This window comes from Agromyces sp. NPDC055658 (assembly GCF_053618155.1).
On sequence record NZ_JBSHHD010000001.1, the window covers coordinates 63,613 to 89,567 of the forward strand.

Here is a 25,955-nt window from a genome sequence, read left to right on the forward strand (position 1 = left end):
CTGATATCGATGAACTTCGATATCAGGATGCCGCGATATATCGATGGTTGTCAATATCGAGTAGTATCGATGCATGGTCACGATGCTCGAGGTCCGCGATGTCAGTACCGAGGCATGCTGCGCGCCGCTCGTGCGCGAGACGATCACCGCCGACGAGGCCGAGCGGTTCGCACGCCGGCTGAAGGCGCTCGCTGACCCGGTGCGGCTGCGGCTCGTCTCGATCGTCGCCGCCTCGGCGGGGCAGGAGGCGTGCGTCTGCGACCTCATCGAACCCGTCGGACTGAGCCAGCCGACGGTCTCGCACCACCTCAAGATCCTCACCGAGGCCGGGTTCCTCTCCCGCTCGAAGCGCGGCACGTGGGCGTACTACCGGCTCGTGCCGGGAGCGCTCGAGGCCGCCGCTGCGCCACTGCTCGACGCCTGATCGCTCGGCCGGGGCGGCCGGGCCCCGGCCGCACGTCGCCCGGGACACGGGGCACGGGTAGCGTGGGCGCATGATCGGGCGAACGGTGACGTGGAGCGAGGGGCACTGGACGAGGGAGCCGGCGTCGACTCGCGTCGAAGACGGCGCGCTCGTCGCGCAGGCGCTCGAAGGCAGCGACTACTGGCGGACGACCCACTACGGGTTCGTGCACGACGACGGTCACGGACTGCTCGCCGAGTGGCCCGCCGACACCGCCGTGGAGGTCGACTTCGACACGTCGTCGCTCACGGGGCTCTACGACCAGGCCGGGCTGCTGCTCTTCGCCAACGAGGCCCAGTGGGTGAAGGCGGGCATCGAAGTGAGCGACGGAGTGCTGCACCTCGGGGCGGTCGTCACGAACGGGGTGTCCGACTGGTCGCTCGCGCCCGTGCCCGAATGGGCGGGACGCCTCGTGACCATCCGCGCGAGCCGTGGCGGCGAAACCGGTGACGCCGTCACGCTTCGGGCGCGAGCCGACGGCGGGCCCTGGCGCACGTTGCGGGTCGCGCCGTTCACCGCCGGCGACGCGCAGGCTGGGCCGATGCTGTGCGCGCCGCTGCGGGCCGGTCTCGAAGTGCGCTTCCCGCGCTGGGCGTTGGCGCCGGCGGATGTCGAGTTGCACGCCGATCCGCCGGGGGAGTGATCGGAGTCGGGCTCGGATGCGGACGATCCACGGACTTTGTCTGTCATGTTGTGAATATGTCAGAACCTAGTACCCTTGACCGCGGAGACAGCGCAGGTGCGTCTCCGCGGTTGAGAGGAACCTCGGTTGATCCGAACAGCGAACGCCCCCGTCAGCTACGGCGTCTTCGAACTGTCCATTCCCGATCTCGTTCCGCTGCCCGACGGTGAGCAACTCGCCGGCTGGGTCGCCGAGGCGGGGTACGACGGCATCGATCTCGGCCCCGTCGGCCTCTTCGGCGACCGCGAGACGCTGCCCGCCCTGCTCGGCCGACACGGCCTGGCCCTCGCAGGCGGATGGGTCGACCTGCCCTTCGCCGCCGATGACGACGAGTTCGAGGCATCCTTCGCGGGGCTCGCGCACGTGCTCGACCTGTTCGCCGCCGCCGCTGCCGCAGCGCCCGCCGGCGCGCTCGCGCCGAAGCCCACGATCGCCGACTCCGGCTCCGCCGAGCGCAAGGCCCGCCCGGGCGGCGCCCCCGAGCTCGAGCTCGACGACGACCGGTGGGCCCGGTTCGCCGCCCGCGTGCAGCGCGCCGCCGATGCGACCCGCGCCGCCGGCCTCGAACCGACGTTCCACCACCACGCGTGCACGTACGTCGAGACTCCGCACGAGATCGAACGGTTGCTCGCCGACACCGACATCGACCTGACCTTCGACACCGGCCACCTGCTCATCGGCGGCGGCGACCCCGTCGCCGACTTCTCGCGCTGGGCGGACCGCATCAACCACGTGCACCTCAAGGACGCCGATCGCTCGGTGCTCGCCTCGGCCGCCGGCTCCCACGACCCGATGCGCGACGTCTGGCAGCGCCGGGTGTTCGTGGCCCTCGGCGACGGCGACCTCGAGGTCGACCGCATCGTCGACCAGATCGTCGACTCGGGCTACGCCGGCTGGCTCGTCGTCGAGCAGGACGTCATCCTGCAGAGCGCGGCCGACGTCGACCGCGCCCGAACGGATCAAGCGGCCAACCGCGAGCGCCTGCGGCGGTGGTTCGCATGACCGGCTTCGACGCCCCCGACCGCACGAGCGAGCAGGCGGATGCCGCGACCCACGAGCGCGTGAACCTCGCCGTCATCGGCCTCGGCGCCATCAGCCAGAGCGTGCACCTCCCGCTCATCCGGCGCAACGCCGACCGCATCGCCCTCACCGCCGTCGTCGATCTCTCACCGTCGCGCGCGCGGGGCATGGCCGAGGCATCCGGCACGGGTGTCGCCGCGTTCGACTCGATCGACGCGCTCATCGACGCCGTCGTCGCGGGCGACGTCGCCGTCGACGGCGCCGTGCTCGCGACCTCCGGCTCGCACGCGCCCGACGTCGCGAAGCTCGTCGGCGCCGGCATCCGCGTGCTCGCGGAGAAGCCCCTCGCGTTCTCGCTCGCCGAGGTCGAGTCGCTCCGCGCCCTCGCCGCCGAGCGCGGCGTCGACCTCGCCGACTGGGTGCGGGTCGGCTACATGAAGGAGCACGACCCGGCCTCGGCCGAGGTGAAGGCCCTGCTGCAGAGCGTCGAGCTGCGCGCGGTCACGGTCGAGGTGCTGCATCCGGCCGACGGGGCCCAGCTCGCGTTCGCGAACCTGCAGGCTCCGCCCGCCGACGTGCCCGCCGACCTGCTCGCGGCCCTCACAGCCGCGACGGATGCCTCGGTCGGGACCGCGATCGGCGAGGCGGCGGGCGACCTGCCGAAGCTCTACACGAACGTCGTGCTCGGCTCAATCGTGCACGACATCGGCCTGCTGCGGTACCTCGTGGGCGGCATCGGGGCGGTCGACCGGGCCCGTCACACGGGCGGGTTCCCGGGATCGCTGAGCCTGGGCGGCACCCTCGCCGAGCACGCCGACGTGCCCTGGTCGGTCGACTGGCACTTCATCCCGCGCTACCCCGAGTACCGCGAGACGGTCACGTTCCACCACGAGGAGGGCAGCATCTCGCTCGTCTTCGCGGTGCCGTACGTGCTCAACGTGCCCACCGTGCTCACCGTCGTCGAGAACGCCGACCGCCTCGGCGCCCGGCGCTCCGAGACGCGGTGGATGCAGGAGGAGGCGTTCGAGCACGAGCTCCGCGCCTTCGCGGCGCTCGTCGCAGGTCGTCCGGCACCGGGCCCCTCGGTCGACGAGGGCGCCGCCGACATCGTCGTGGGCCAGCGGATGCTCCGCGCCCTCGCCGATTCCGCCGGCACGCCGATCGGCGCCGGCACCGAGGCATCCGCCTCGTAACCCCGAGCCTCGCGCTCGGGACATGCAAGACCCGAACCCGCAGCACCACCCGCGCGCCGGTCACCCTGCCGGCCGCGAACCAGAGAGAGGTCGAAGATGATCCACCACGCAAGGCGCAAGACCGTCGCGGCGATCGCACTCGCCGCAGCCGGCGCACTCGTGTTCACCGGATGCTCCGGTGACTCGAACGATGACGAGAACGGTCCCGTCACCCTCACGATCACGGCGAACGCCATCACCGGCGGCAAGAACGCTGCCGAGGCCGACTGGGTCACCGACTGGGTGATCCCCCAGTTCGAGGACGCCATGAAGGAGGAGGGCAAGGACGTCACCGTCGAGTTCGAGCCCCAGGGCGTCGACGACGAGAACTACAAGACCAAGATCGCGCTCGACCTGCAGTCGGGCGAGGGCGCCGACATCATCGGCATGGACGGCATCTGGGTCGGCGAGTTCGCCGAGGCCGGCTACATCAAGCCGCTCAGCGACGTCGGCGGCGACGCCGTCGACGGCTGGGAGGGCTGGGACCAGATCCCCGAGGCCGTGCAGAACGCCGTCTCGTTCGACGGCGACCGCTACGGCGTGCCGCAGGGCGCCGACGGCCGCGTGCTCTACTACAACAAGGACCTGTTCGAGCAGGCGGGCCTGCCGGCGGACTGGCAGCCCGAGAGCTGGGACGACGTGATCGAGGCCGGCAAGGCGCTCAAGAAGCTCGACGGCGTGACCCCGATCCAGCTCAACGCCGGCACGGCGATGGGCGAGGCGACGACCATGCAGGGCATGCTGCCGATGCTCGTCGGCACCGGCGAGCAGGTCTACGAGGACGACAAGTGGGTCGGCGACACCGACGGCATGCGCGACGTGCTCGACCTCTACAAGACGATCTACGTCGACGAGGGCCTCGGCGACGCCGTGCTGCAGCAGGAGGCGTCCGGCCGCGACACCTCGTTCCAGATGTTCGCCGCGAACCAGATCGGCATCCTGCTCGAGGGCGACTACTTCTGGCGCAGCGTCATCAATCCCGAAGAGGGCGTCGGCACCGCGCCGATGGCGAACCGCGACGACGTCGTCGGCTACACCAAGATCCCCGCGATGGAGCCCGGTTCGGGCATCGACGACCAGGACTTCGTGTCGATGTCGGGCGGCACGGGTCGTGTGCTCAACCCCAACAGCGACCACCCCGAGCTCGCGTGGGACCTGCTCGCCTTCATGAACTCGAAGGAGGCCTACGAGGCCCGCAACGAGGGCACGATCTCGATCACGCCGCGCACCGACGTCAATGACGAGATCCTCTCCGAAGACCCGATGCTGACCTACGTGAGCGAAGAGGTGCTGCCGATCACCGCGTACCGGCCGCCACTCGCGGCGTACCCGCAGGTCTCGACCGCGATGCAGCAGGCAAGCCTCGACGTGGTGTCGGGCACGAGCGTCGACGACGCCCTGGCGACCTACGTCGACTCGCTCAAGGACATCGTCGGCGACGACGCGGTCTCGGGTGACTGATGACGGCGAGCACCACCACCCCGGCGGGGAGCCTCACGGCTCCCCGCCGTCGGCGGGCCGACGACGTCGCGGGCCTCGGCACGGCCCGCGCCGGCATCTTCGTCGCCCCCGCCCTCATCCTCATCGGGCTGTTCCTGCTGTTCCCGGCGGTCTGGACCATCTGGCTCGGCATGACCGACTACCGGCTGACCGGCCTGCAGGCCGCGTCGCCCGAGTTCGTCGGCCTCGACAACTACGTCGAGGCGCTCACCGATCCGTCGTTCTGGAACTCGCTGTGGCTGACCCTCGTCTTCGTGGTCGCCTCGGGCATCGTGGGCCAGACCCTCATCGGCTTCGCGCTCGCATGGTCGGTCCGCAACATCCACGGCTGGGTGAAGGCCCTCATCGAGGGCCTCGTGCTCGCCGCCTGGGTGATCCCGGCCTCCGTCGCCTCGTTCCTCTGGCTCGTGCTCATGGACCGGCGCTCGGGCACCCTCAACGGACTCCTCGGCACCGACGGCTACGCGTGGCTGATCGAGCATCCGATGGAGGCGATCATCCTCTTCAACATCTGGGTGGGCACCGCCTTCTCGATGCAGCTGTTCTCGTCGGCGCTGAGCGCCGTGCCACCGTCGCAGATCGAGAGCGCGAAGATGGTCGGCGCCTCGGGATGGCAGCAGCTGCGCGACGTGATCATCCCGAACATCAAGGGTCACATCCTCACGAACACGCTGCTCATCACGCTGTGGACGTTCAACACCTTCACGCCCTACCTCGTCACGGCGGGCGGCCCGAACGGCAAGACCGAGATCCTCTCGGTGTACATCTACGAGACGGCGATCCCCGGCGGCCAGCTCGGCCTCGGCGCCGCGATCTCGCTCATCATGCTGCTCATCAACCTCGTCATCGCGCTCGCCTACATCCGCGTGTCGAGAGGAAGGAAGAAGGGATGACCGGCAGCACCGAAACCGTGCGCAAGGTCGCGTCGAACACGACCGTGCGGCACTACCTCGCCCGCGTCGCCTTCGGCCTCGTGCTGACGATCGTCGGCCTGCTGTTCGCGCTGCCGCTCGTGTGGCTCGTGCTCGCGCCGTTCGACGCGACCCCGACGCTCTCGCTCGAGTGGCCCGACTGGACGCTCGACAACTTCGCGCGCCTCTTCCAGAACCCGTACGCCATGCGTTCGATCGGCAACTCGCTGCTGCTCGGCGTGGGCACGATGATCATCGTCGTCGTGCTCGGCGCGCTCGCCGCCTACGCGATGAGTCGCATCCGCATCCCGGGGCGCGACGGCATCCTCTACGGGCTGCTGCTGCTCTCGTCGATCGTGACCGGCACGGCCGCGATGGTGCCGACGTTCCAGATCATCACCTCGCTGGGGCTCATCAACACCTACACGGGCGTGCTGCTCGTGCTGGCCGGCGGCATCCTGCCCACCGTCATCTTCATCCTCAAGGACTTCATGGATTCGATCCCGAAGTCGTACGAGGAGTCGGCCCGGCTCTACGGCGCAGGTCCCTTCCGCATCCTCCGCGACGTCGTCGTGCCGATCGCGCGGCCGGGCCTCGCGTTCATCGCGATCTGGACGATCGTGCAGGTGTGGGGCAACTTCCTGGTGCCGTTCATCCTGCTGCGCAGCCCCGACCTGCAGCCGGCCGCCGTGCTCATGTACACCTTCTACACCGAGAGCGGACAGGCCGACCTCCGGCTCATCTCGGCCTTCGCCCTGCTGTTCTCCGCTCCCGTCCTCATCATCTACTTCGTCGTGAACCGTCGCTACGGTTTCCGCTTCCATGGAGGTATCAAGTCCTGATGGCCGGCATCAACGCCACCCGACTCGTCAAGGAGTACCCCGGCGGGGTGCGCGGCGTCGACGAGGTCGACGTCGAGATCAACGACGGCGAGTTCTTCGCCCTGCTCGGCCCCTCGGGCTGCGGCAAGACCACCCTGCTGCGCTCGATCGCGGGCCTCGAGGCGATCTCGTCGGGGCAGCTCGTGATCGGCGACCGCGACGTGACCGACGCCGAGCCCGGCGCCCGCGGCGTCGCGATGGTCTTCCAGGACTACGCCCTGTTCCCGCACATGGATGTCGCGGACAACATCGCCTACCCGCTGCGCATCAAGCGCGTGAAGCGCGACGACCGCCGTGCGACGGCGGAGAAGGTCGCCGACGGCCTGAGCCTGCAGGGCCTCATCGAGCGCCGGCCCGGACAGCTCTCTGGCGGCCAGCAGCAGCGCGTGGCCCTCGCCCGGGCGGTCGCCACCCGGCCCGACGTGCTGCTGCTCGACGAGCCGCTGTCGAACCTCGATGCGCGGCTGCGGCTCGAGGCGCGCACCTTCCTCAAGGAGCTGCAGCGCGACCTCGGCGTGACCACGGTGTTCGTGACCCACGACCAGGCCGAGGCGCTCGCGCTCGCCGACCGCATCGCGGTGATGAAGGCGGGCAAGCTGCAGCAGATCGGCTCGCCGCGCGAGGTCTTCCAGCGGCCGAACAACACGTTCGTGGCGGGCTTCATCGGATCGAACCCGATGAACCTCGTGCCGGCCACCGTCTCGGCCGGGGCGATCGCGATCGGCGACGCCGTGTCGACGACCCTGCCCCCGGGCACGGAGGACCATGTGCGCGAGGGCCAGTCGGTCGTGTGGGGCGTGCGACCCGAGTACCTGCGTTGGACCACGGCCGACGAGCCGGGCGCGATCGCGGCCGAGGTGAGCGTCGTCGAGAACCTCGGCGCGAGCGTGCTCATCGCGGTGCACGTCGACGGCCACAAGCTGCAGGTCGTCGTGCCCGAAGACCACGAGCCCGCCCCGGGCGACCGCGGCTACCTCGTGCCGACCGGTTCGAAGACCCTGCTCTTCGATGCCGAGTCGACCGAGCGCATCGGGTGACGCGGTGACGACGATCCGTCGCACCGTCGCCGTCACGGTCGACGTGCAGAACGCCGATCGGTACCTGAACGTGCCGTTCGAGGTGCCCGCGGGCACCGACTCGCTCGAGGTCGTCATCCGCTTCGACCCGAGCGAGTCCGGCATCGACCTCGGCTGCGCCGGTGCCGGCGGCTGGCGCGGCTGGTCGGGCGGCGCGCGCACCGAGTACGTCATCACGGCGACGGATGCCACGCCCGGGTACCTTCCGGGCGAACTCGAGCCGGGGGAGTGGAACGTCGTGCTCGGTCTCCACCGCGTGCCGCTCCAGGGCGTCGAGGTCGAAGTCGAGATCACGATGCCCTCGTCGCGACCGGTGCCACCGGTGCCCGAGGCCGCACCGGTCGCCCGCGCGGTGCGCGGCAGCGATCGCGGGCTCCCGGCCGAGGCGGGACTGACCTGGTTCGCCGGCGACTTCCACGGGCACACGATCCACTCCGACGGCCGACTCCCGATCGGCGGGCTCGCGGCACTCGGCGTGGCATCCGGCCTCGACTTCATGGCGGTGACCGACCACAACACCGTGAGCCACCACGCCCACCTGCCCGGCGAGGGTGCGAAGCACGGCATCACGCTGCTGCCGGGCCAGGAGGTCACGACCCATCGCGGCCACGCGAACGCGTTCGGCGAGATCGGCTGGATCGACTTCCGCGAACCTGCGCAGCATTGGGTCGACGAGGTCGACCGGCGCGGAGGCATCCTGAGCATCAACCACCCGATCTCGGGCGACTGCTCGTGGCTGCACCGTCTCGAACGCCGCCCCGCGGCGGTCGAGCTGTGGCACGCGACGTGGTTCCTCGAGCTCATCTCGACGGCGCCGTTCGCCTGGTTCCGCACCTGGCCCGCCGGCGCGACCCTGCTCGGCGGCAGCGACGTGCACATGCTCGAGGAGCCGCAACGACCCGGCACCCCCACCACGTGGGTCGCCGCCGAGGATGCCTCGGCCGAGGCCATCCTCGAGGGGGTGCGCGCCGGTCGCACCGCCATCACGGGCAGCGGTCGCTTCGACGGCACGGTGCTCATGCCCGAGCTCATGCGCGCACCCGCCCTCGTGCGTCTCGGCGACGAGGTCGTCGCGGTCGACGCCGAGGGGCTCGTGCTCGTCGACGGTTTCGGCCGACGGCGATCGGTGCGTGCCGCGCGGGAGTCGTTCGCGGCCGACCCGGCTGACGGACCCCACTACCTGGTGCTCGCCGACCGCCGCATCATGGCGCTCTGCGCCTGAGCCCAACTCCTTCTCCTTCACCTCCGCCCCTTCCTTCTTCACCCCGGAGCCGCCCATGGACACCCCCGACGAACTCGTGATCGTGCCGCACACCCACTGGGACCGCGAGTGGTACGAGCCGCACGACGTCTTCCGGCTGCGCCTCGTGCACATGGTCGACCGGCTGCTCGACACGCTCGAGCAGAACCCCGGCTACCGGTTCACGCTCGACGGGCAGGCCGCGGCCGTCGACGACTACCTCGAGATGCGGCCCGAGCAGCGCGAGCGCATCGTCGCTGCGGTCGAGCGGGGGCAGCTCGCGGTGGGGCCGTTCCTCATCCTGCTCGACGAGTTCCTGTGCGACGGCGAGACGATCGTGCGCAACCTCGAGCTCGGGCTGCGCTCGAGCCGCCGGCTCGGGACCGAGATGCGGCTCGGGTACCTGCCCGACATGTTCGGCCACTCGGCGCAGATGCCGCAGCTCCTGCGCGGTTTCGGCCTGCGCGACGCGATGCTGTGGCGCGGAGTGCCCGCCCGGGTCGACTCGCACGCCTTCGCGTGGACCGCGCCCGACGGCTCGACCGTGCGCACCGAGTACCTGATGGACGGCTACGGCAACGCGCTCGACCTGTTCGCCCTGCCGGGGCAGCTCGACCGACTCGTGCGCGAGTATCGCGACCAGGTCGCGGGCCGCTACGGCTCTGAGCCGATCCTCGGCATGCTCGGCACCGACCACAGCGCGCCGCCGGCCGATCTCATGCAGGTCGTCGAGGCGGCGAACGGCGAGGTCGAGCTCACCGTCGACACCGCCGAGGGCTACGTGCGCCGGGTCGCACCCGGGTGGGCGGCCGGCGACGACGGCGCGCTCGCGGGCCTGCCCGTCGTCGCGGGCGAGCTGCGCTCGCACGCGCGGGGCAACCTGCTGCCCGGCGTCTTCTCGATCCGCACGAACCTCAAGCAGGCGATGGCCGACGCCGAGCGTCGCCTGGGCGTCGCCGAGCGGCTCGACGCCGCGTTCGGTTCCGACGACCACCGCGCGTTCTTCGACACCGCCTGGTACCGGCTCGTCGAGTCGACCGCGCACGACTCGGTGACCGGTTGCGGCGTCGACGCCACCGCGAGCGAGGTCGAGGGCCGGCTCGCCACCGCCGCGCACGTCGCCCGCGGCGTCGTGCTGCGCACGATGGAGCGCATCGCCGCCTCGGTGACGCCCGACCGGCACGTCGTCGCGAACCCGACCGGCTTCGCGCGGCGGGCGCACGTCGAGATCCGACTGCACGACCCCGAGCGGCTCGAGCTCGGAAGCGGCGTGCAGCTGCTCGACGCGCTGCCCGAAGTGCTCGGCGACGAGACCATGGCGACCCGCGAACTGCGCAAGCTGCTCGCCCGTATCCACGGCCGCGAGCTGTTCGGCCAGCTCATCAACGACTGGACCTTCACCGACCACGGCGTCCGGTTCCAGGTGGCCGAGGCGCCCGTCGGCGACTTCGATCTCGCCGCGTTCACGGAGGAGCTCGAGCGGCGCATCGCCTCCGACCCGACCGGCGAGCGCACCTGGCGGGTCGAGATCATGGCCGACCCCCGCCGCGTCGCACTCGTCGGCGTCGACGTCGGCGGCATCGCGCTCGCCGAGCTCGACCCCGCCACCGCGACGGTGTCCGACGACCCGGTGACGGCCAGCGGCCGCACCCTTGCGAACCGGCGGCTCACCGCCACCGTCGACGAGCGCGGCAACGTCACGATCGAGGCCGCCGACGGCACCGTGCTCCGCGACGCGCTGCGGCTGGTCGACGAGGGCGACCGCGGCGACTCCTACAACTACGGCCCGGTGTCCGCGGCGACGGCCGTGACCGACCCCGACGAGGTCGAGGTCGCGGTGCTCGAAGCGGGCCCGCTGCGCGGGCGGCTGCGCGTGCGGCGCCGGTACGCCGTGCCCGCACGGCTCGACGCCCGCGACCACGACGCCCGCGCCGAGGCATCCGTGCCGCTCGTCGTCGACACCGTGCTCGAACTGCGCGAGGGCGAGCCGATGCTGCGGGTCGAGGTCGACTTCGTGAACCCCGCAGCCGACCACCGCCTGCGCGTGCTCGTACCCACGGCCGAGCGGGCGCTTGCCCGTTCGTCGGCCGCCGGGCAGTACGTCGTCACCGAGCGCGGCCGCGAGGGCGAGGGAGGTTGGGGCGAGTTCCCGCTGCCGACCTACCCGGCCGCCCGGTTCGTGCACGCGGGGCGGGCGAGCCTCATCGTGACGAAGCACTCGGAATACGAGGTCGTCGCCGACGAGCGCTCGGGCGACGATGCGATCGCGCTCACCCTCGTGCGCGCCGTCGGCATGATGAGCGTCAACGTGCACCCGCTGCGCGACGAGCCGGCCGGCGGCCAGTTCGAGGTTCCGGGTGCGCAGTACCTCGGCACCCGCGTGCGCACCTCGTTCGCCGTGCTGCCCTCGGCCGCGGGCTGGGCCGAGTCGGGAGCGGCCCGCTGGTCGGAGCTCGTGCGCACCGAACCCGAGGTCGTGCGCGGCACTCGCGGCGGCCCCGAGGTCGTGGGCGGCGTCGCGGGCGCGGGCGGAGCCGCCGGCGCGGCCGACGACCTGCCCGCCGGACCGGTGCTCGAGGTCGGCGGCGATGTCGTGCTCGAGTCGCTGCGTACGGTGACGGATGCCTCGGGCGCGCCCGTGCTCGAGGCGCGATTCGTGAACTACCGGGGTGCGGCGCAGCCGCTCGCCGCCCGTGCCGACGGCGTCTGGGACCGCACCGACCTCACCGGCGCCGCGCTCGAGACCGACGTCGACCTCGCGTCGTTCGAGATCGGGGCGGCGCGCATCGAGACGTTCCGGCGGCGATCCGCGTGACCCTCGGTCACGGGTGAACCGCGAGACCCGCCGACCGTCTACTGTCAGAACATCCGAACAACTGGAGAAACGATGGCCCAGCTCCCCGAGCAGCGACTTCCCGTCGAGCTGTTCCTCGACCTCGACCGCTCGGGGCCGGTGCCGCTGTACTACCAGATCTCCAGCCGGCTCGAGCAGGCGATCCGCGACGAGACGCTGCCCGCGGGGTCGCGTCTCGAGAACGAGGTGGCGCTCGCGGCCCGCCTCGGGCTGTCGCGACCGACGATCCGCCGTGCCATTCAGGAGCTCGTCGACCAGGGGCTGCTCGTGCGCCGGCGCGGCATCGGCACGCAGGTCGTGCACGGAAAGGTCACGCGCAACGTCGAGCTGACGAGCCTCTACGAAGACCTCGAGCGATCGGGCCAGAAGCCCGAGACCGCGGTGCTCGCGGTCGAGCAGGGCGCCGCCGACGAGCGGGTCGCCGAGGCGCTCGGCGTCGAGCTCGGAAGCCCCGTGCTGCACATCCGGCGCCTCCGCAGTGCCGACGGGGTGCCGCTCGCGATCCTCGACAACGTGCTGCCCGAGCCGTTCATCGACCTCGACCGCGAGGCGCTGGAGAAGCACGGGCTCTACCAGCTGCTGCGTGCCCGCGGCGTGACCATGCGCGTCGCCAAGCAGCGCATCGGCGCCCGGGCCGCGACCGCCGGCGAGGCCGAACTGCTCGACCTCTCGCGCGGCGCGCCCGTGCTCACGATGTCGCGCACGGCGTTCGACAACTCGGGCGTCGCGGTCGAGTTCGGCCAGCACTGCTACCGACCCGACCGGTACTCGTTCGAGGTGACGCTCGTCGATCGGTGAGCGGCGGGGTGCGGCGGCGCGCTCATCGGTGATCGTGAGGAAGCTTTCGCTGGTCGATGCGGGGCGCGAGGGGTGATCGCGAACTCGGGGGCCATCATCGCGGCGGAGTATCCGCCGGCGATTCCCGAACTGGAAGACCGCGTGCCGGCGCGGGGCGCGACCGTGAAGGCGGGGGACCCGCTGTCGGTCGCTGTGATCGTCGAACGCGGAGAAGCACCGGGTCACGCCGAAGGGATCCGCGTCGTGTACGAGGTCGCGGGCGTCGAGTCCGCCGCGATCGGTGGCATGCAGTACGACCTCGTCGACCGCTGCTCCTGAACCGTCCTCCGAGCCGCGCCGATGCGCTCACTAGGCTGGCCCGCATGACCCCGCGCCGACGGCCGCCGAACGCTGCTCGCGCGATCGCCGGAGCGCGCATCGGTGCGGCGGCGGTGTGCATCGCGGTGCTCGGATACGCCTACGCACTCCGTGTCTCCGTCGGCGACGGCAGCGCCTTCGACTTCTTCGGCTACTTCACGAACCAGACGAGCCTGCTCACGAGCGTCGTGCTGGTGGGCACCGGCGCGATCGCGCTCCGAGGTCGCCGCGTGCCCGACTGGCTCTCGACGGCGCGCGGCATCGCCGTCGCGTGCCTCGTCGTCGTCGCACTCGTCTACAACCTGCTCGTGCCGGGCACGGGGTCGGCGCCCCCCTGGGTGAGCGCCCTGCTCCACCTCGTCTTCCCGGTCGCGGTCGTGCTCGACTGGATGCTCGTCGCCGACCGACCGGCGCTGCCGTGGCGGCGACTCTGGCTCGTCCTGCCGTACCCGATCGCCTGGCTCGTCGTCGTGCTCGCACGCGGCGTCACCGACGGCTGGGTTCCCTACGGATTCCTCTTGCTCGAGCGGGGGCTGCCGTCGCTCGTCGCCCACGTCGTCGGCTTGCTCGCCGCGCTGCTCGCGGCGGGTGCACTCGTGTGGGCGGCCAGTCGACTGCGGGTGTTCACGATCGCCGATGCGGGCCCGCCCACGGCAGTGCCGTCTGCGCCCCCAGCACCATCGTCGGCGCGGATGCCTCGGGGTTGAACACCTCGTCGGAGGTGACGACCGCACCGACGATGTGAGCGGCCGTGCGGTGGCGGTGCCGCGCGCGCACGAGCCAGGGCAACGCGACGAGGCAGAGCACGAACGGCGTGACGAAGATGCTCGCGAGTGCGAGTGCCGGCCAGGTCTCGCCGGTGACGCCCATGGCCGTAGGGTACGCCCGCACGCCGTCGGCGTCGACAGCGCGGGCCGCCATGGGCGGTCAGCCTAATCGGTCGGTTCGTCGGCCGGGTCGGGGAGGTACGCCGTGAAGTCGATCGGCACAGTCGGCGGCTGGGTCGAGTCGGGCGGCCCGAGTGGGAGCATCGTCGGTTCCTTTCTCACGCCGGGCGCGAAGCTGGTGCGGCGGCCGGTGCAGACGGCCGCCGCACTAGAGATATGTCCGGCACCGGCCGAAAGGTTCCACCATCTCCGAAATCAGTGACGTGCCACGGCCTCGACGAACCGTTCGACGGTCATGTCGTCGGGAAGCGCCACCACGAGATGATCGCCGGTCATCGGCTCGACCACCGCCACCTCGATGGCCCCGTGCGCCGTGGTCGCCGCACCCGCAACGCCGACCGAAGCGCATCCGGTCGGAAGCAGCACCGACAGGCCGACTCCGCAGACCGCACCGACCCCGCGGGCCCTATCGACGAAAGCACCCACTGACGGCCTCCCCATCGAGTCCCACCGGTGCGTGGTTGCGCCCGGGGTCCTCACGCCATCGGTGCCCGGGCGGCCCGTACAGGTGTCGGCGCCGGAGAACGCTCGACGGGCTCAGCCGACCAGCGGGCGCTGCGCCTTGCGTGCCTCGTCGTACCCGGCGCGAGCCTCCTGGATGCTCGGCGTCGACGAGACCTCCGACATGGGCACGTCCCACCAGCCGCCGCCGTCGGGCCCGCCGAGCAGCGGGTCGCTCTCGACGTGGATGAGCGTCGTGGTGTCCGAGGCCTTCGCAGTCGCCATCGCCCGGCCGAGCTCGGCGATCACGTCGGGACCGGGCGCGATCTCGATCACGTCGACTCCGTAGCTGCGCGCGTTCGCGGCGAGGTCGACGGGCAGCACCGCACCGGCCTGGAAGTTGCGCGCCACCTCGTCGTACTCCCGGTAGCGGGTGCCGAAGCGCTGCGAGCCGACCGACTCCGAGAGGTTGCCGATCGAGGCGAAGCCCTGGTTCTGCACGAGCACGACGATGAGCTTCTGCCCCTCGGCGACGGCGGTCACGAGCTCGGTGTGCAGCATCAGGTACGAGCCGTCGCCCACCATGACGATGACGTCGCGGTCGGGCGCCGCACGCCGCACGCCCAGGCCGCCCGCGATCTCGTAGCCCATGCACGAGAACGCGTACTCGACGTGGTAGCCGAGCGGGTCGCGCACCCGCCACATGCGGTGCAGGTCGCCCGGCAGCGAGCCCGCGGCCTGCACGACCACGTCGCGCGGGTCGCTCGCCGCCTGCACCGCGCCGATGATCTCGGCCTGACTCGGCCGATCGCGGCCCGACGGCTCGAACGCGGCGTCGACCGAGGCATCCCACTCGGCCTTCTCGCGCGCCATGCGCTCACGCAGGTCGTCGCCCACGCGGTAGCCCTCGAGTGCTCGCGCGAGGGCCTCGAGGCCCTCACGCGCGTCGGCGATGAGCGGCAGCTGCGTGCCGTGCTTGTACGCGTCGAACGACGCGACGTTGAGATTCACGAACTGCACGTCGGGGTGCTGGAACGCCGTGCGGCTCGCCGTCGTGAAGTCGCTGTACCGGGTGCCGACGCCGATCACGAGGTCGGCCTCGGCGGCGAGCCGGTTCGCGGCCGTCGTGCCGGTCGCGCCGACGCCGCCGAGGTAGGCCGGGTGATCCCACGGCAGGGCGCCGCCGCCCGCCTGGGTCGTGCCGACGGGGATGCCGGTCGCCTCGACGAGGCGACGGAGCACGTCCTCGGCGCCCGAGTACAGCACGCCGCCGCCCGCGACGATGAACGGCCGCTTCGCGGCCCGGATCGCCGCGACCGCGCGCTCGAGCGGGCCCGCCTCGGGCACCGGCCGGCGGACGTGCCACTCGCGGTCGGCGAGGAAGGCGAGCGGCACGTCGATCGCCTCGGCCTGCACGTCCTCGGGCAGCGCGATCGTCACGGCGCCCGTCTCGACCGGGTCGGTCAGCACGCGCATCGCGGCGAGGGCGATCGAGAAGAGCTGCTCGGGCCGCTCGACCCGGTCGAAGTACCGCGACAGCGGCCGGAACGCGTCGGTCACCTGCACGCTCGTGTCGTGCGGCAGCTCGAGCTGCTGCAGCACGGGGTCGGCGACCCGGGTCGCGAACGTGTCGCTCGGCAGCAGCAGTGCGGGCAGCCGGTTGCTCGTCGCGAGCGCCGCCCCCGTGAGCATGTTCGCGGCGCCCGGCCCGACCGACGCAGCGCTCGCGAACGTCGCCCGCCGGCGGCGCATGCGCGCGTAGCCGACCGACTGGTGCACCATCGCCTGCTCGTTGCGCGCCTGGTAGTACGGCATCTGCTCGGGGTCTGCGGCGTTCGACTCCATGAGCGCCTGGCCGAGCCCGGCGACGTTGCCGTGGCCGAAGATGCCGATCACGCCCGGGATCGTGCGCTCCCGCACGTCGCCGTCGACGGTCCACTGGTGGGCCAGGAACTCGACGAGTGCCTGGCCGACGGTCATGCGCTTGGTGGTCACTGCGGGGTTCCTTCGTTCGGCGCGGTCGCGGTGGCCGCGGTCGGGTGCGAGGCCGGAGCCGACGCCGGGTACGGCAGCCGCGGGTCGACGATCTCGTCGTCCCACGTGTCGCGCACCCAGGCGTGGGCGGGCTCGTCGGTGATGCGCCAGACGCGCTCGCCGGGGCCGGCCATCACGTTGAGGTAGTAGAGGTCGTAGCCCGGCGCCGCGGCGGCCGGCCCGTGGTAGCCGCCGGGCAGCAGCGCGACGTCGCCGGTCGTGACCCGCTCGTCGATCGCGATCTCGGTCACCGACGAGGATGACGCGGAGAACAGCGCGAACGGCTCGGCGGTGCCGTGCGGCGCCGGCCGCGAGGCATCCCCGCGCGTGACGGCCGCCTCGAAGTAGTAGATCTCCTCGAGCTGCGACTCGACGCCGGGCACCTCCTCGTCGTGCTTGTGCGGCGGGTACGACGACCAGTTGCCGGCGGGCGTGATGACCTCGCACACGATGAGCCGATCGGCCGCCATGACGGCGGGCGTGCCGAGGTCGTGCACCTGCCTGCTCGCCTGCCCGCGGCCGCGCAGTTCGACGGGCGCCTCGTCGCGACCGATGAGCCGAAGCGGATGCCTCGTGGTCGCGGGCGCCTCGGCCACCGCGAGCCTGGCGGGGCCGGTGACGACGGCGCTCGCCCCGACGGGAAGGTAGAGCGTGTCGGTCGGCCCGTCGAACACGGAGCCGCGGCCGTCGAGGTCGAACGCGTGAGCGGTGCCGTCGGCGTCGACGACCTCGACGTGCACGCCGCCGCCCCCGAGCGGCACGAGCTGGCGCTCGATCTCACCCGCGGGCAGCTCGAGACCCGCATCGCCGCGGTCGCCGAGCTCGGCGACCCGCAGGCCCGTGTGCCGCCAGCCGGGCAGCGAATCGTCGACGACGATGCTCCAGCCGTCGCGGGCGAGCGAGCCGTGCGGGTGGAACCAGGCGGCGTCGGTGCTCATCTCTCGTCTCCCAGATCTCGCGTCAGGCGTCGTGCACGAGCGCGGCGGCGGTGTCGACGGCGTGCTGCACGTCGTGATCGGGCGGATACAGGAGCGTACGTCCGACGACGAGGCCGCGCACGCCGGGCAGCGCGAGCGCGTCGCGCCAGTTCGCGTAGGCCGCTTCGGGGTCGGCGGTGCGCTCGCCGCCGAGCAGCAGCGTCGGCATCGTGGTCGCAGCCATCACCCGCGCCATGTCGTCGACGACGGGCAGCTTCATCCACGTGCAGGCCGAGCTCGACCCGAGACCCGCCGCGATCGCCACCGATGTGATGACCGCCTCGGTGCTGAGCTCGTTCACGACGCGGCCGTCTCTCCGCGTGCTCATGAACGGCTCGAGCATGATGGGCAGGCTCGCCGCCGAGGCATCCGTCACGGCTCGGGCGGTCGCCTCGATCGTCGCGGCCGTGGCGGGATCGTCGAGGTCGATGCGCAGCAGCGTCTTCGCGAAGTCGAGCCGGTCGCGCACGATGCCGTCGATGTCGTAGGCCGTGAACCGGTCGTCGAGCTCGAAGCTCGCGCCGCGGAGGCCGCCGCGGTTCATCGAGCCGACGACGACCTTGTCGTCGAGGAGGCCGAGCAGCGCGAGGTCGTCGACGATGTCGGGGGTTCCCAGCACGCCGTCGACGCCCGGGCGCGAGAGCGCGAGCGCCAGCCGGTCGAGCAGCTCGTAGCGGTCGGCCATCGCCATCGGCTCGTCGCCGACTCCGAGCGCGCCGCGCGCGGGGTGATCGGCGGCGAGGATGAAGAGGCGCCCGTCTTCGCCCAGCAGCGGGCGGCGGGTGCGGCCGGCGTGGGCGTCGGCGATCGCACCGGGCCCGGCCGCGCGCAGTTCGCGCAGCCGGTCGAATCGGGCCTCTTCGAGGTATCGATCACCGTGCGACATCGGACGCTCCTTCCGGCAGACGGCTCGCGGGGCCGGTTTCGCCCGCGGCGCGCCCGGGACCGGTACTGCGCCGGGCCTCGACCTCGGCGGTCGTCGGCATCGCCGTCGAGCACTCACGACGCGAGGCGACGATCGCTCCGGCGACGTTGGCGAAGGCGATCGTGCGATCGAGGGGCCAGCCCGAGAGCAGCCCGTGGCACAGCGCGCCGCCGAAGCCGTCGCCCGCACCGAGCCCGTTGACGACGTCGACCGGGAAGCTCGGGGCCTCGACCGTCTCGTCGCGAGTCTTCGCGAGCACGCCGTCGGGACCGCGCTTGACGACCGCGAGCTCGACGCCTCGGGCGAGCAGCGCATCGGCGGCGCGGTGCGGGTCGCGCTCGCCGACGGCGATCTCGCACTCCTCCTGATTGCCGACGGCGACGGTGACGTGGTCGAGCGCGCGGCTCACCTCACGGCGGGCCTCGTCGGGCGACGACCAGAACATGGGTCGGTAGTCGAGGTCGAGGATCGTGAGCGGCCGCCGCTCGCGGGCGGCCCACGCGGCGTGGTGCGCGGCTCGGCTCGGCTCTGCGCTGAGGCCCGTGACCGTCGCCCAGAACACACCGGCGTCACGGATCGCGTCGAGCGGCAGGCTCTCGGCCGTGATCTCGAGGTCGGGCGCCTTCGGGCTGCGGTAGAACACCAGCGGGAAGTGGTCGGGCGGGAAGATCTCGCAGAACGTGATGGGCGTCTGCAGTGCGTCGACGGTGCCGACGAACGCGGTGTCGACGCCGAAGCCGCCGAGCTCGCGACGGATGTAGCGGCCGAAGGCGTCGTCGCCCGTGCGCGTGATGACGGCGCTCGACCGGCCGTGCCGGGCCGCCGCGATGGCGACGTTCGTCGCACTGCCGCCGACGGACTTCGAGAACGTGTCGACGTCTTCGAGATGCACGCCGTCCTGCAGCGGATAGAGATCGACGCCGACCCGCCCCATCGTGATGATCTCGAACCGGCTCGTTGCGGTGGTGCTGGTCATACTGCGCCGTACAACTTTCTCTCGGGGCCGCGAGCGCTTCCCCGGCGCTCGCGGTGCGATCAGTCTACACAGAATGTCCTAACAAAGTTTGACAGATATGACGGCCGAGGACGGTTCGGGCCGGGCACGACGAAACCCGGGCCGCGGCGGGTGCCGCGACCCGGGTGCGTCACGAGGTCGCTCAGCCCGCCGGTGCGATGTTGTGATTGCGCCGGAACGCGTTGCCCGGGTCGACCTCGGCCTTGATGCGGCGGAGTCGCTCGAGCGTCGCCGGCGGGTACATCGATGCCGTGATCTCGTCGCTGCGGTTCGCCTCGAAGCCGCCGTACGAACCGGTCGTGAACGCGATCGCCGCATCACTGCCCGCCTTCACCGCGGTGACGAGCTCGGGAGCGGCATCGGCCGGCAGCACGCCGTTGACGACGACGAGCGCCTCGGCGTCGCGATGGGCGATCGCCGTGTCATCGGCAGCGACCCTCGAGAACGCGCCGCCGAGCCAGCGCAGCAGCGCCATCGTCGGCACGTCGCGCGCGTACGCCGCGGCGACCGCCTCGAGCAGTTCGTCGGAGACCTCGGGCGCGAAGCCGTTGCCGCCCACGAACTGGAACGGCGGTCGCCCGGGCGGGGCGTCTTCGAGCAAGTCGCCGTACGCGAGCGGTGCGAGGTCGACCTTCGTGACCGACGGCAGCGCGAGCAGCGGTGCGGCGAGCTCGCGCAGTTCGGCCTCGGTTCCGCGGAGGGCGATGCCGACCTGCGGGCCGCCGGGCATCTCGGGACCCATCGGGGGCATGAGCATGATCGACGAGTTCAGGTCGTCGGAGCCTGCGCGCATGACCTCGCGCCAGGCCCGCAGCACGGTCGGCACGTCGGAGCGGTCGAAGTGGATCGAACCGCCGACGAGTCCGTCGACGGAGCTCGCCTGCACGGTGAAGCGCGTGACGACGCCGAAGTTGCCGCCGCCGCCGCGCAGCGCCCAGAACAGGTCGGGGTGCGACTCGGCGTTCACGATGAGCACCTCGCCCGCTGCGGTCACGAGTTCGACCTCGCGGAGCGCGTCGATCGTGAGGCCGTAGGTGCGCACGAGCCAGCCGATGCCGCCGCCGAGCAGAAGCCCGCCGACGCCCACCTGGCGGGTGTCGCCGGAGCTGATGCCGAGACCGCGGGGCGCGAGCGCCGCCGCGACGTCGCCCCAGTGGGCGGCCGGGCCGAGGGTGACGAGGCCGGCGTCGTCGACCTCGATCGTGTCGAACTCGCCCATGTCGACGACGAGCCCGTCGTCGACCGGGAGGAGGCCGTGCCCGCCGCTGCGGACGGCGATGGAACGGCCGGCCGACGATGCCGCGGCCACCGCGGTCGCGATCTCGTCGACCGTGTGCGGCCGCACGACGGCCTCGGGGTCGCCGGCGCCCGCGAAGACGGTGCGGCCGGTGTCGTATTCGGATGCGCCGGGACCGAAGGCCCGGCCTGGGAGTTGCTCGCTCAGATCGGTGAGAAGAGACATTTCGTCAGTCTGGCAGCGGCCGCCGACACGCGGAAGCGTGCTCGCTCACCGCTGAATGGATGCGCGCGCATGGGACCGCGTCGGGGTCGTAGCGGGTGTCGGCGCCACGGCGTATGGTGCTCGGCATGACGTTCGACGACGGCCTGGTCACGGCCAACATCACGGTTTCACTCGACGGCTTCGTCGCCGGCCCGAACCAGTCGCTCGAAGATCCGCTCGGCGAGGGCGGCGAGTCGCTGCACCGCTGGATGTTCGAGCAGCCCGACGAGGCGCAGCCCATCGTCGACCAGATCCTCGCGCCGCGCGCGTACATCATGGGCCGCAACATGTTCGGCCCCGTACGAGGCGAGTGGCCCGATGACTCGTGGAAGGGCTGGTGGGGCGACGACCCGCCGTACCACGGCCCCGTCTTCGTGCTCACCCATCACCCGCGCGAGCCCGTCGAGATGGAGGGCGGCACGACGTTCCACTTCGTGACGACCGGCATCCACGACGCGCTCGACCGGGCGAGGGCCTCCGTGGGCGGCGGCGGCCGCATCTCGATCGCCGGCGGCGCGAGCACCGTGCAGCAGTACCTGAGGGCCGGGCTCATCGACCGCATCATCGTGAGCGTCGCGCCGATCACGCTCGGCTCGGGCGCACGCCTGTTCGAGGGCCTCGACCTCGAGTTCACGCCCGTCGACGTGCTGCAGACCGACCTCGTGACGCACATCACCTACGACGTGCAGCGGTGAACGATCACGTCACTCGCCGCTCGGGTGCGCTCCCGCCGCGTCGATGACCCACGCGTACGCGAAGGCGCGCTCGCGCCAGGCCGCGTAACGGCCCGACACCCCGCCGTGCCCGGCGGCCATCTCGATCTTCAGCAGCGGGTCGGCGCCCGCGTCGCGCAGCTTCGCCACCCACTTCGCCGGCTCGACGTAGAGCACCCGCGTGTCGTTGAGCGAGGTCACCGCGAGGATCGGCGGGTAGTGGTTGACGTGCACGTTCTCGATGGGGGAGTACGACTTGATGTACGAGTAGACCTCCTCGTCGTCGAGGGGGTTGCCCCACTCGTCCCACTCGATGACGGTCAGCGGCAGCGACGGATCGAGGATCGACGTGAGCGGGTCGACGAACGGCACCTCGGCGAGGAATCCCGAGAAGTACTTCGGCGCGAGGTTCGCGACTGCGCCGATGAGGAGGCCGCCGGCGCTGCCGCCCTGGGCGACGAGCCGGTCGGGGGCGGTGATGTCGTTGTCGACGAGGTGCCTGGCGGCCGCGATGAAGTCGGTGAAGGTGTTGCGCTTCTCGAGCTTCTTGCCGTGCTCGTACCAGAGCCGCCCCATCTCGCCGCCGCCGCGCACGTGCGCGACCGCGAAGACCATGCCGCGGTCGAGCAGCGACAGCCGGGGGATGCCGAAGCCGGGGTCGATCGAGTGCTCGTACGACCCGTAACCGTACAAGAGGGTCGGCGCCGGCTCGCCGAGCGTGACGAGGTCGTGCCGGTACACGAGCGAGATCGGAATGCGCGTGCCGTCGGTCGCCGTCGCCCACTCGCGGCGCTGCGCGTAGCGGGTGGCGTCGTAGTCGCCGAGCACGGCCTGCCGCTTGCGCAGCCGACGCTCGCCCGTCGCGACGACGAGGTCGAGCACGGTCGACGGGGTCGTGAAGCTCGTGTAGCCGAGGCGCAGCGTCGGCTGGTCCCACGCGGGGTTGCCGGCGAGCCCGACCGAGAAGAGCTCCTCGTCGAAGGCGAGCTCGTGGAGGGTGTCGTCGGGCGTCGCATCGGCGGGGAGCCCGCCGGCCGGCACCTTCGCGACCGCGACCCGGGGCAGCCCCTCGCGCCGGTACTCGAGGGCGACGAAGTCGCGGAACGCGTCGACGCCCTCGATGCGCACGTCGGCGCTGTGCGGCAGCAGCATGCGGCGCGGACCCTGCGGGTCGTCGGCCGCGACCGAGACGAGCTCGAAGTTCACCGCGCCGTCGTTGTGGGTGATGAGCAGCCGGTCGCGTCCGCCCGCGACGACGTGCTCGACGTCGTACTCGACGCCCTCCTTGCGCGGCCACACGACCGAGAACTCACCCGTCGGATCCGAGGCATCCAGCAGCCGGGTCTCGCTCGTCACGTTCGACCCCGCCTCGAGGACGAGGAAGCGGCGGCTGCGGGTCAGCCCGACGCCGAGCCAGAAGCGCTCGTCGGGTTCCGAGAACACGACCACGTCGCCGGATGCCTCGGCGCCGACCTCGTGGCGGTGGATCGTGTCGGGCCGCCAGGACTCGTCGACGGTCGCGTAGAACACGAAGCGTCCGCTCGGGTCGAACACCGCGCCGGCCGCGGTGCCCTCGATCTCGTCGGCGAACTCGCGCGCCGAGTCATCCAGCGCCCGGAGCCGGATCGTGTACCGCTCGTCGCCCTCGACGTCGACGCCGTAGAGCAGCAGGGCGCCGTCGGTGGACACGTCGAAGCTGCCGAGCGCGAAGAACTCGTGGCCCTCGGCCTCGACGTTCTCGTCGAGCAGCACCTGCTCGCCCGGAAGCGCCGCGCCCGAGCCGTCCATGACCGGCGGCTCCCAGTCGTCGGGGCCTGCCGCCGCGACGCGGCAGTGGATCGGGTACTCGAGCCCCTCCACGGTCCGGCTGTAGTACCACCAGTCGCCCTCGCGCACCGGGACCGAGAGGTCGGTCTCCTTCGTGCGGGTGCGGATCTCCTCGAAGACCTGCTCCTGCAGGATCGTGAGGTGCTCGGTCTTCGCGTTCGTGTAGGCGTTCTCCTCGTGGAGGTGCGCGATGACCTCGGGGTCGTCCTTGTCGCGCAGCCACTCGTAGTCGTCGACGACGACGTCGCCGTGGTGCACGCGTTCGATCGGTCGCTTCGGAGTCTTGGGCGGAGTCAGCACGAGGTCCACGCTACTCCGGGGGTCGTTGGGGGGTCACGGCCGCCGGCCGCTCGAACTCCATGGGTAAGGAAACTGAAGTTTGCTCCGCTGTCGACTTAGGTTAGCCTTAGCTCAGCCCTTCAACGGCTCAGCCCCCACATCGTTCATCCCTGGAGACGCGCGTGCTCGCCAACTACCTGATCGGCCTTCGCGAAGGCCTCGAGGCCGGTCTCATCGTCGGCATCCTGCTGGCGTACCTCTCGAAGATCGGGCACCGCGAGCTGCGCGGCCGGCTCTGGATCGGCATCGGCATCGCCGTTGCGGTCTCGCTCGGGGTCGGCGCCCTGCTCACCTGGGGCCCGTACGCGATGACGTTCCAGGCGCAGGAGATCCTCGGCGGCGTGCTGTCGCTCGTCGCCGTCGCGATGGTCACCTGGATGATCTTCTGGATGGGCACCCACGGCCGCACGCTCTCGAGCGAACTGCGCGGGCGGGTGGATGCCGCGGTCGAGCGCTCGACGTGGGCGCTCGTGCTGCTCGGCGCCCTGTCGGTCGGGCGCGAGGGCATCGAGACCGCGCTCTTCGTGTGGGCGAACGTCTCCGGTGGCAGCGACCCGGTGCTCGGCACGCTCGGCGCCCTCGCGGGCATCGCCACGGCCGTCGTCATCTCGTGGGGCATCTCGAAGGGCCTCGTGCGATTCAACCTCGGCACGTTCTTCACGTGGACCGGGCTCTTCCTCATCCTCGTCGCCGCCGGCGTGCTCTCGTACGGCATCGGCGACCTGCAGGAGGCCTCGGTCATCCCCGGCTGGGGCACCGCGGCCTACGACCTCACCGCGGTCGTGCCCGCGGGCGGCTGGCTCGACTCGCTGCTCGGCGGCATCTTCAACTTCACCCCGCAGCCGACGTGGGCGCAGGTCATCGGCTGGGTCGTCTACGTCGCCGTGACGGTGACGCTCTATCTCGTGATGCTGGGGCGCCGCCATGCTCCCAAGCCCGCCCCGGCGGCGGCCTCGGCCGTCGTCGCGGCCCACTGATTCTTCCCTCATCACCCTCGAACCAGGAGCCACCTATGACCCGTCGTGCCCTCGCGGCCTCCGTCGCCGTGACCGCACTCACCGCGCTCACCCTCACCGGGTGCGTGGCGAAGGCCGATCTCGCACAGGCGATCGGCGTCGACATCACCGACGACGGCTGCGCCGTCGCCGTCGACACCGCCCCCGCCGGCGCGGTCACCTTCGCGCTCGAGAACAACGGCACCGAGGTCAACGAGTTCGAGATCCTTGCCGACGACAAGCTGCGCATCGTGGGCGAGAAGGAGAACGTCACCCCTGGCCAGCAGGTCGACTTCACGGCGCAGCTCGAACCGGGCACCTACTACACGGCGTGCAAGTTCCAGCAGGTCGGGGCGCCCGTCGGGCTCGCCGAGTTCACGGTCACCGGCGAGGCCTCCACCGTGTCCTCCGGAGAGCAGGAGCTCAGCGACCAGGCCGTCACCGAGTACCTCGCGTACGTGCGCTCGCAGACGAGCGAGCTGCTGCCGCTCGTGCAGGAGTTCGCCGACGCGTACAAGGCGGGCGACGACGAGACGGCGCGCTCGCTGTTCGCGGCGGCGCGCGTGCCCTACGAGCGCATCGAGCCGACCGCCGAGGCGTTCGGCGACCTCGACCCGAAGATCGACTTCCGCGAGGTCGACGCCGTCGCCGACGGCCTCGAGTGGACGGGGTTCCACCGCATCGAGAAGGACCTCTGGGCGCCGCAGCCCGGCGACCTCAACTCCGACGGCCAGGACGCCCTGAAGGGCTGGGCGCCGTCGACGCCCGAGGAGCGCACGGCGTACGCCGAGGGCCTCGTCGCCGACGTCACCGAGCTGCACGAGCTCGTCACCGACGAGTCGTTCTCGGTCGGTCTCGCCGACATCTCGAACGGCGCGATCGCGCTGCTCGACGAGGTGGCCTCGGGCAAGATCACCGGTGAGGAGGACTGGTGGAGCGGCACCGACCTCTCGGACTTCGCGGCGAACGTGCAGGGCGCCGGCGTGGCGTTCGGCGCGGTGCGCCCGCTCGCCGAGTCGAAGGGCGACGAGGGCACCGAGCTCGCGGCCGAGATCGACGAGCAGTTCGCCGCACTCGAGGCCGAGCTCGCGAAGTACGGCTCGCTCGAGGAGGGCTTCGTGAACTACAGCGAGCTCACCGACGCCGACAAGAAGGCGCTGAGCGACCAGGTCAACGCGCTCGCCGAGCCGCTCTCGCAGCTCACGGCCACGGTGCTCGGGGTCTGAC

General features: G+C 71.5%; 23 protein-coding genes. 16 read left to right on the plus strand and 7 right to left on the minus strand.

The window, feature by feature from the left end; genetic code table 11:
• Positions 1-73: 73 nt before the first annotated feature.
• The 13 genes from ACWGPE_RS00325 to ACWGPE_RS00385 all read left to right on the plus strand — a co-directional run bounded on the left by ACWGPE_RS00325 (position 74) and on the right by ACWGPE_RS00385 (position 13,721).
• Positions 74-424, plus strand: coding sequence for an ArsR/SmtB family transcription factor (locus ACWGPE_RS00325; protein ID WP_231429176.1), 351 nt, complete (start codon positions 74-76; stop codon positions 422-424).
• Between the two features lie 70 nt (positions 425-494).
• Entirely contained in the window at positions 495-1,106 is a 612-nt protein-coding gene (locus ACWGPE_RS00330; RefSeq protein WP_231429175.1) for a DUF1349 domain-containing protein, read from the plus strand.
• A 126-nt stretch (positions 1,107-1,232) separates the two neighbouring features.
• Positions 1,233-2,147, plus strand: coding sequence for a TIM barrel protein (locus ACWGPE_RS00335; RefSeq protein ID WP_452047870.1), 915 nt, complete (start codon positions 1,233-1,235; stop codon positions 2,145-2,147).
• Positions 2,144-3,358: a Gfo/Idh/MocA family protein gene (locus ACWGPE_RS00340; protein WP_452047871.1), complete on the plus strand. Its 1,215-nt coding sequence runs from the start codon at positions 2,144-2,146 to the stop codon at positions 3,356-3,358. Before ACWGPE_RS00335 ends, ACWGPE_RS00340 begins: the two co-directional genes overlap by 4 nt.
• Before the next feature lie 96 nt (positions 3,359-3,454).
• On the plus strand, positions 3,455-4,858 hold the full coding sequence (locus ACWGPE_RS00345; protein WP_275505941.1) for an extracellular solute-binding protein: 1,404 nt from the start codon (positions 3,455-3,457) through the stop codon (positions 4,856-4,858).
• Positions 4,858-5,790, plus strand: a complete 933-nt coding sequence (locus ACWGPE_RS00350) for a carbohydrate ABC transporter permease (protein ID WP_275505942.1) — start codon at positions 4,858-4,860, stop codon at positions 5,788-5,790. Before ACWGPE_RS00345 ends, ACWGPE_RS00350 begins: the two co-directional genes overlap by 1 nt.
• Positions 5,787-6,650, plus strand: coding sequence for a carbohydrate ABC transporter permease (locus tag ACWGPE_RS00355; protein ID WP_231429170.1), 864 nt, complete (start codon positions 5,787-5,789; stop codon positions 6,648-6,650). The genes ACWGPE_RS00350 and ACWGPE_RS00355 overlap by 4 nt, the downstream gene beginning before the upstream one ends.
• Complete coding sequence (locus tag ACWGPE_RS00360) at positions 6,650-7,726, plus strand: ABC transporter ATP-binding protein (protein WP_231429169.1); 1,077 nt, start codon at positions 6,650-6,652, stop codon at positions 7,724-7,726. The genes ACWGPE_RS00355 and ACWGPE_RS00360 overlap by 1 nt, the downstream gene beginning before the upstream one ends.
• 4 nt (positions 7,727-7,730) lie before the next feature.
• Positions 7,731-8,987 carry a CehA/McbA family metallohydrolase gene (locus ACWGPE_RS00365; protein ID WP_452047872.1) on the plus strand — a complete coding sequence of 419 codons (1,257 nt, stop codon included), beginning with the start codon at positions 7,731-7,733 and terminating at the stop codon, positions 8,985-8,987.
• Positions 8,988-9,042: 55 nt separating this feature from the next.
• Entirely contained in the window at positions 9,043-11,820 is a 2,778-nt protein-coding gene (locus ACWGPE_RS00370) for a glycoside hydrolase family 38 N-terminal domain-containing protein (RefSeq protein WP_452047873.1), read from the plus strand.
• A 72-nt stretch (positions 11,821-11,892) separates the two neighbouring features.
• The gene (locus ACWGPE_RS00375) at positions 11,893-12,657 is read left to right on the plus strand and encodes a GntR family transcriptional regulator (RefSeq protein WP_231429166.1); all 765 of its coding nucleotides are present in this window, start codon (positions 11,893-11,895) and stop codon (positions 12,655-12,657) included.
• 72 nt (positions 12,658-12,729) lie between these two features.
• On the plus strand, positions 12,730-12,975 hold the full coding sequence (locus ACWGPE_RS00380) for a hypothetical protein (RefSeq protein WP_231429165.1): 246 nt from the start codon (positions 12,730-12,732) through the stop codon (positions 12,973-12,975).
• A gap of 44 nt (positions 12,976-13,019) precedes the next feature.
• Complete coding sequence (locus ACWGPE_RS00385) at positions 13,020-13,721, plus strand: Pr6Pr family membrane protein (protein WP_231429164.1); 702 nt, start codon at positions 13,020-13,022, stop codon at positions 13,719-13,721.
• Here the strand turns inward: ACWGPE_RS00385 and ACWGPE_RS00390 are convergent.
• The 6 genes from ACWGPE_RS00390 to ACWGPE_RS00415 form a co-directional block, all read right to left on the minus strand.
• Positions 13,639-13,935, minus strand: a complete 297-nt coding sequence (locus ACWGPE_RS00390) for a hypothetical protein (RefSeq protein ID WP_231429163.1) — start codon at positions 13,933-13,935, stop codon at positions 13,639-13,641. The genes ACWGPE_RS00385 and ACWGPE_RS00390 overlap by 83 nt on opposite strands.
• A gap of 563 nt (positions 13,936-14,498) precedes the next feature.
• On the minus strand, positions 14,499-16,382 hold the full coding sequence (gene iolD / locus ACWGPE_RS00395) for a 3D-(3,5/4)-trihydroxycyclohexane-1,2-dione acylhydrolase (decyclizing) (RefSeq protein ID WP_452047934.1): 1,884 nt from the start codon (positions 16,380-16,382) through the stop codon (positions 14,499-14,501).
• A gap of 11 nt (positions 16,383-16,393) precedes the next feature.
• Entirely contained in the window at positions 16,394-17,374 is a 981-nt protein-coding gene (gene iolB, locus ACWGPE_RS00400; protein ID WP_452047874.1) for a 5-deoxy-glucuronate isomerase, read from the minus strand.
• Between the two features lie 22 nt (positions 17,375-17,396).
• Positions 17,397-18,299: a class I fructose-bisphosphate aldolase gene (locus ACWGPE_RS00405; RefSeq protein WP_452047875.1), complete on the minus strand. Its 903-nt coding sequence runs from the start codon at positions 18,297-18,299 to the stop codon at positions 17,397-17,399.
• On the minus strand, positions 18,286-19,314 hold the full coding sequence (iolC, locus tag ACWGPE_RS00410) for a 5-dehydro-2-deoxygluconokinase (protein ID WP_452047876.1): 1,029 nt from the start codon (positions 19,312-19,314) through the stop codon (positions 18,286-18,288). Before iolC ends, ACWGPE_RS00405 begins: the two co-directional genes overlap by 14 nt.
• A gap of 181 nt (positions 19,315-19,495) precedes the next feature.
• A complete protein-coding gene (locus ACWGPE_RS00415; RefSeq protein ID WP_231429159.1) occupies positions 19,496-20,815 on the minus strand; it encodes an FAD-binding oxidoreductase in 1,320 nt (439 codons plus the stop codon).
• Positions 20,816-20,940: 125 nt separating this feature from the next.
• Here ACWGPE_RS00415 and ACWGPE_RS00420 point away from each other — a divergent pair, with 125 nt between their 5' ends.
• Positions 20,941-21,549 carry a dihydrofolate reductase family protein gene (locus tag ACWGPE_RS00420; RefSeq protein WP_231429158.1) on the plus strand — a complete coding sequence of 203 codons (609 nt, stop codon included), beginning with the start codon at positions 20,941-20,943 and terminating at the stop codon, positions 21,547-21,549.
• 9 nt (positions 21,550-21,558) lie between these two features.
• On the opposite strand, the gene ACWGPE_RS00425 is transcribed toward ACWGPE_RS00420, so the two are convergent.
• Positions 21,559-23,694 (minus strand): S9 family peptidase, encoded by a 2,136-nt coding sequence (locus tag ACWGPE_RS00425; RefSeq protein WP_452047877.1) that lies wholly within the window; start codon positions 23,692-23,694, stop codon positions 21,559-21,561.
• A 161-nt stretch (positions 23,695-23,855) separates the two neighbouring features.
• Here ACWGPE_RS00425 and efeU point away from each other — a divergent pair, with 161 nt between their 5' ends.
• Together efeU and efeO are read left to right on the plus strand one after the other, a co-directional pair.
• Positions 23,856-24,710, plus strand: coding sequence for an iron uptake transporter permease EfeU (gene efeU, locus ACWGPE_RS00430; protein ID WP_231429156.1), 855 nt, complete (start codon positions 23,856-23,858; stop codon positions 24,708-24,710).
• Positions 24,711-24,745: 35 nt separating this feature from the next.
• Positions 24,746-25,954 carry an iron uptake system protein EfeO gene (efeO, locus tag ACWGPE_RS00435; RefSeq protein ID WP_231429155.1) on the plus strand — a complete coding sequence of 403 codons (1,209 nt, stop codon included), beginning with the start codon at positions 24,746-24,748 and terminating at the stop codon, positions 25,952-25,954.
• Position 25,955 lies beyond the last annotated feature (1 nt).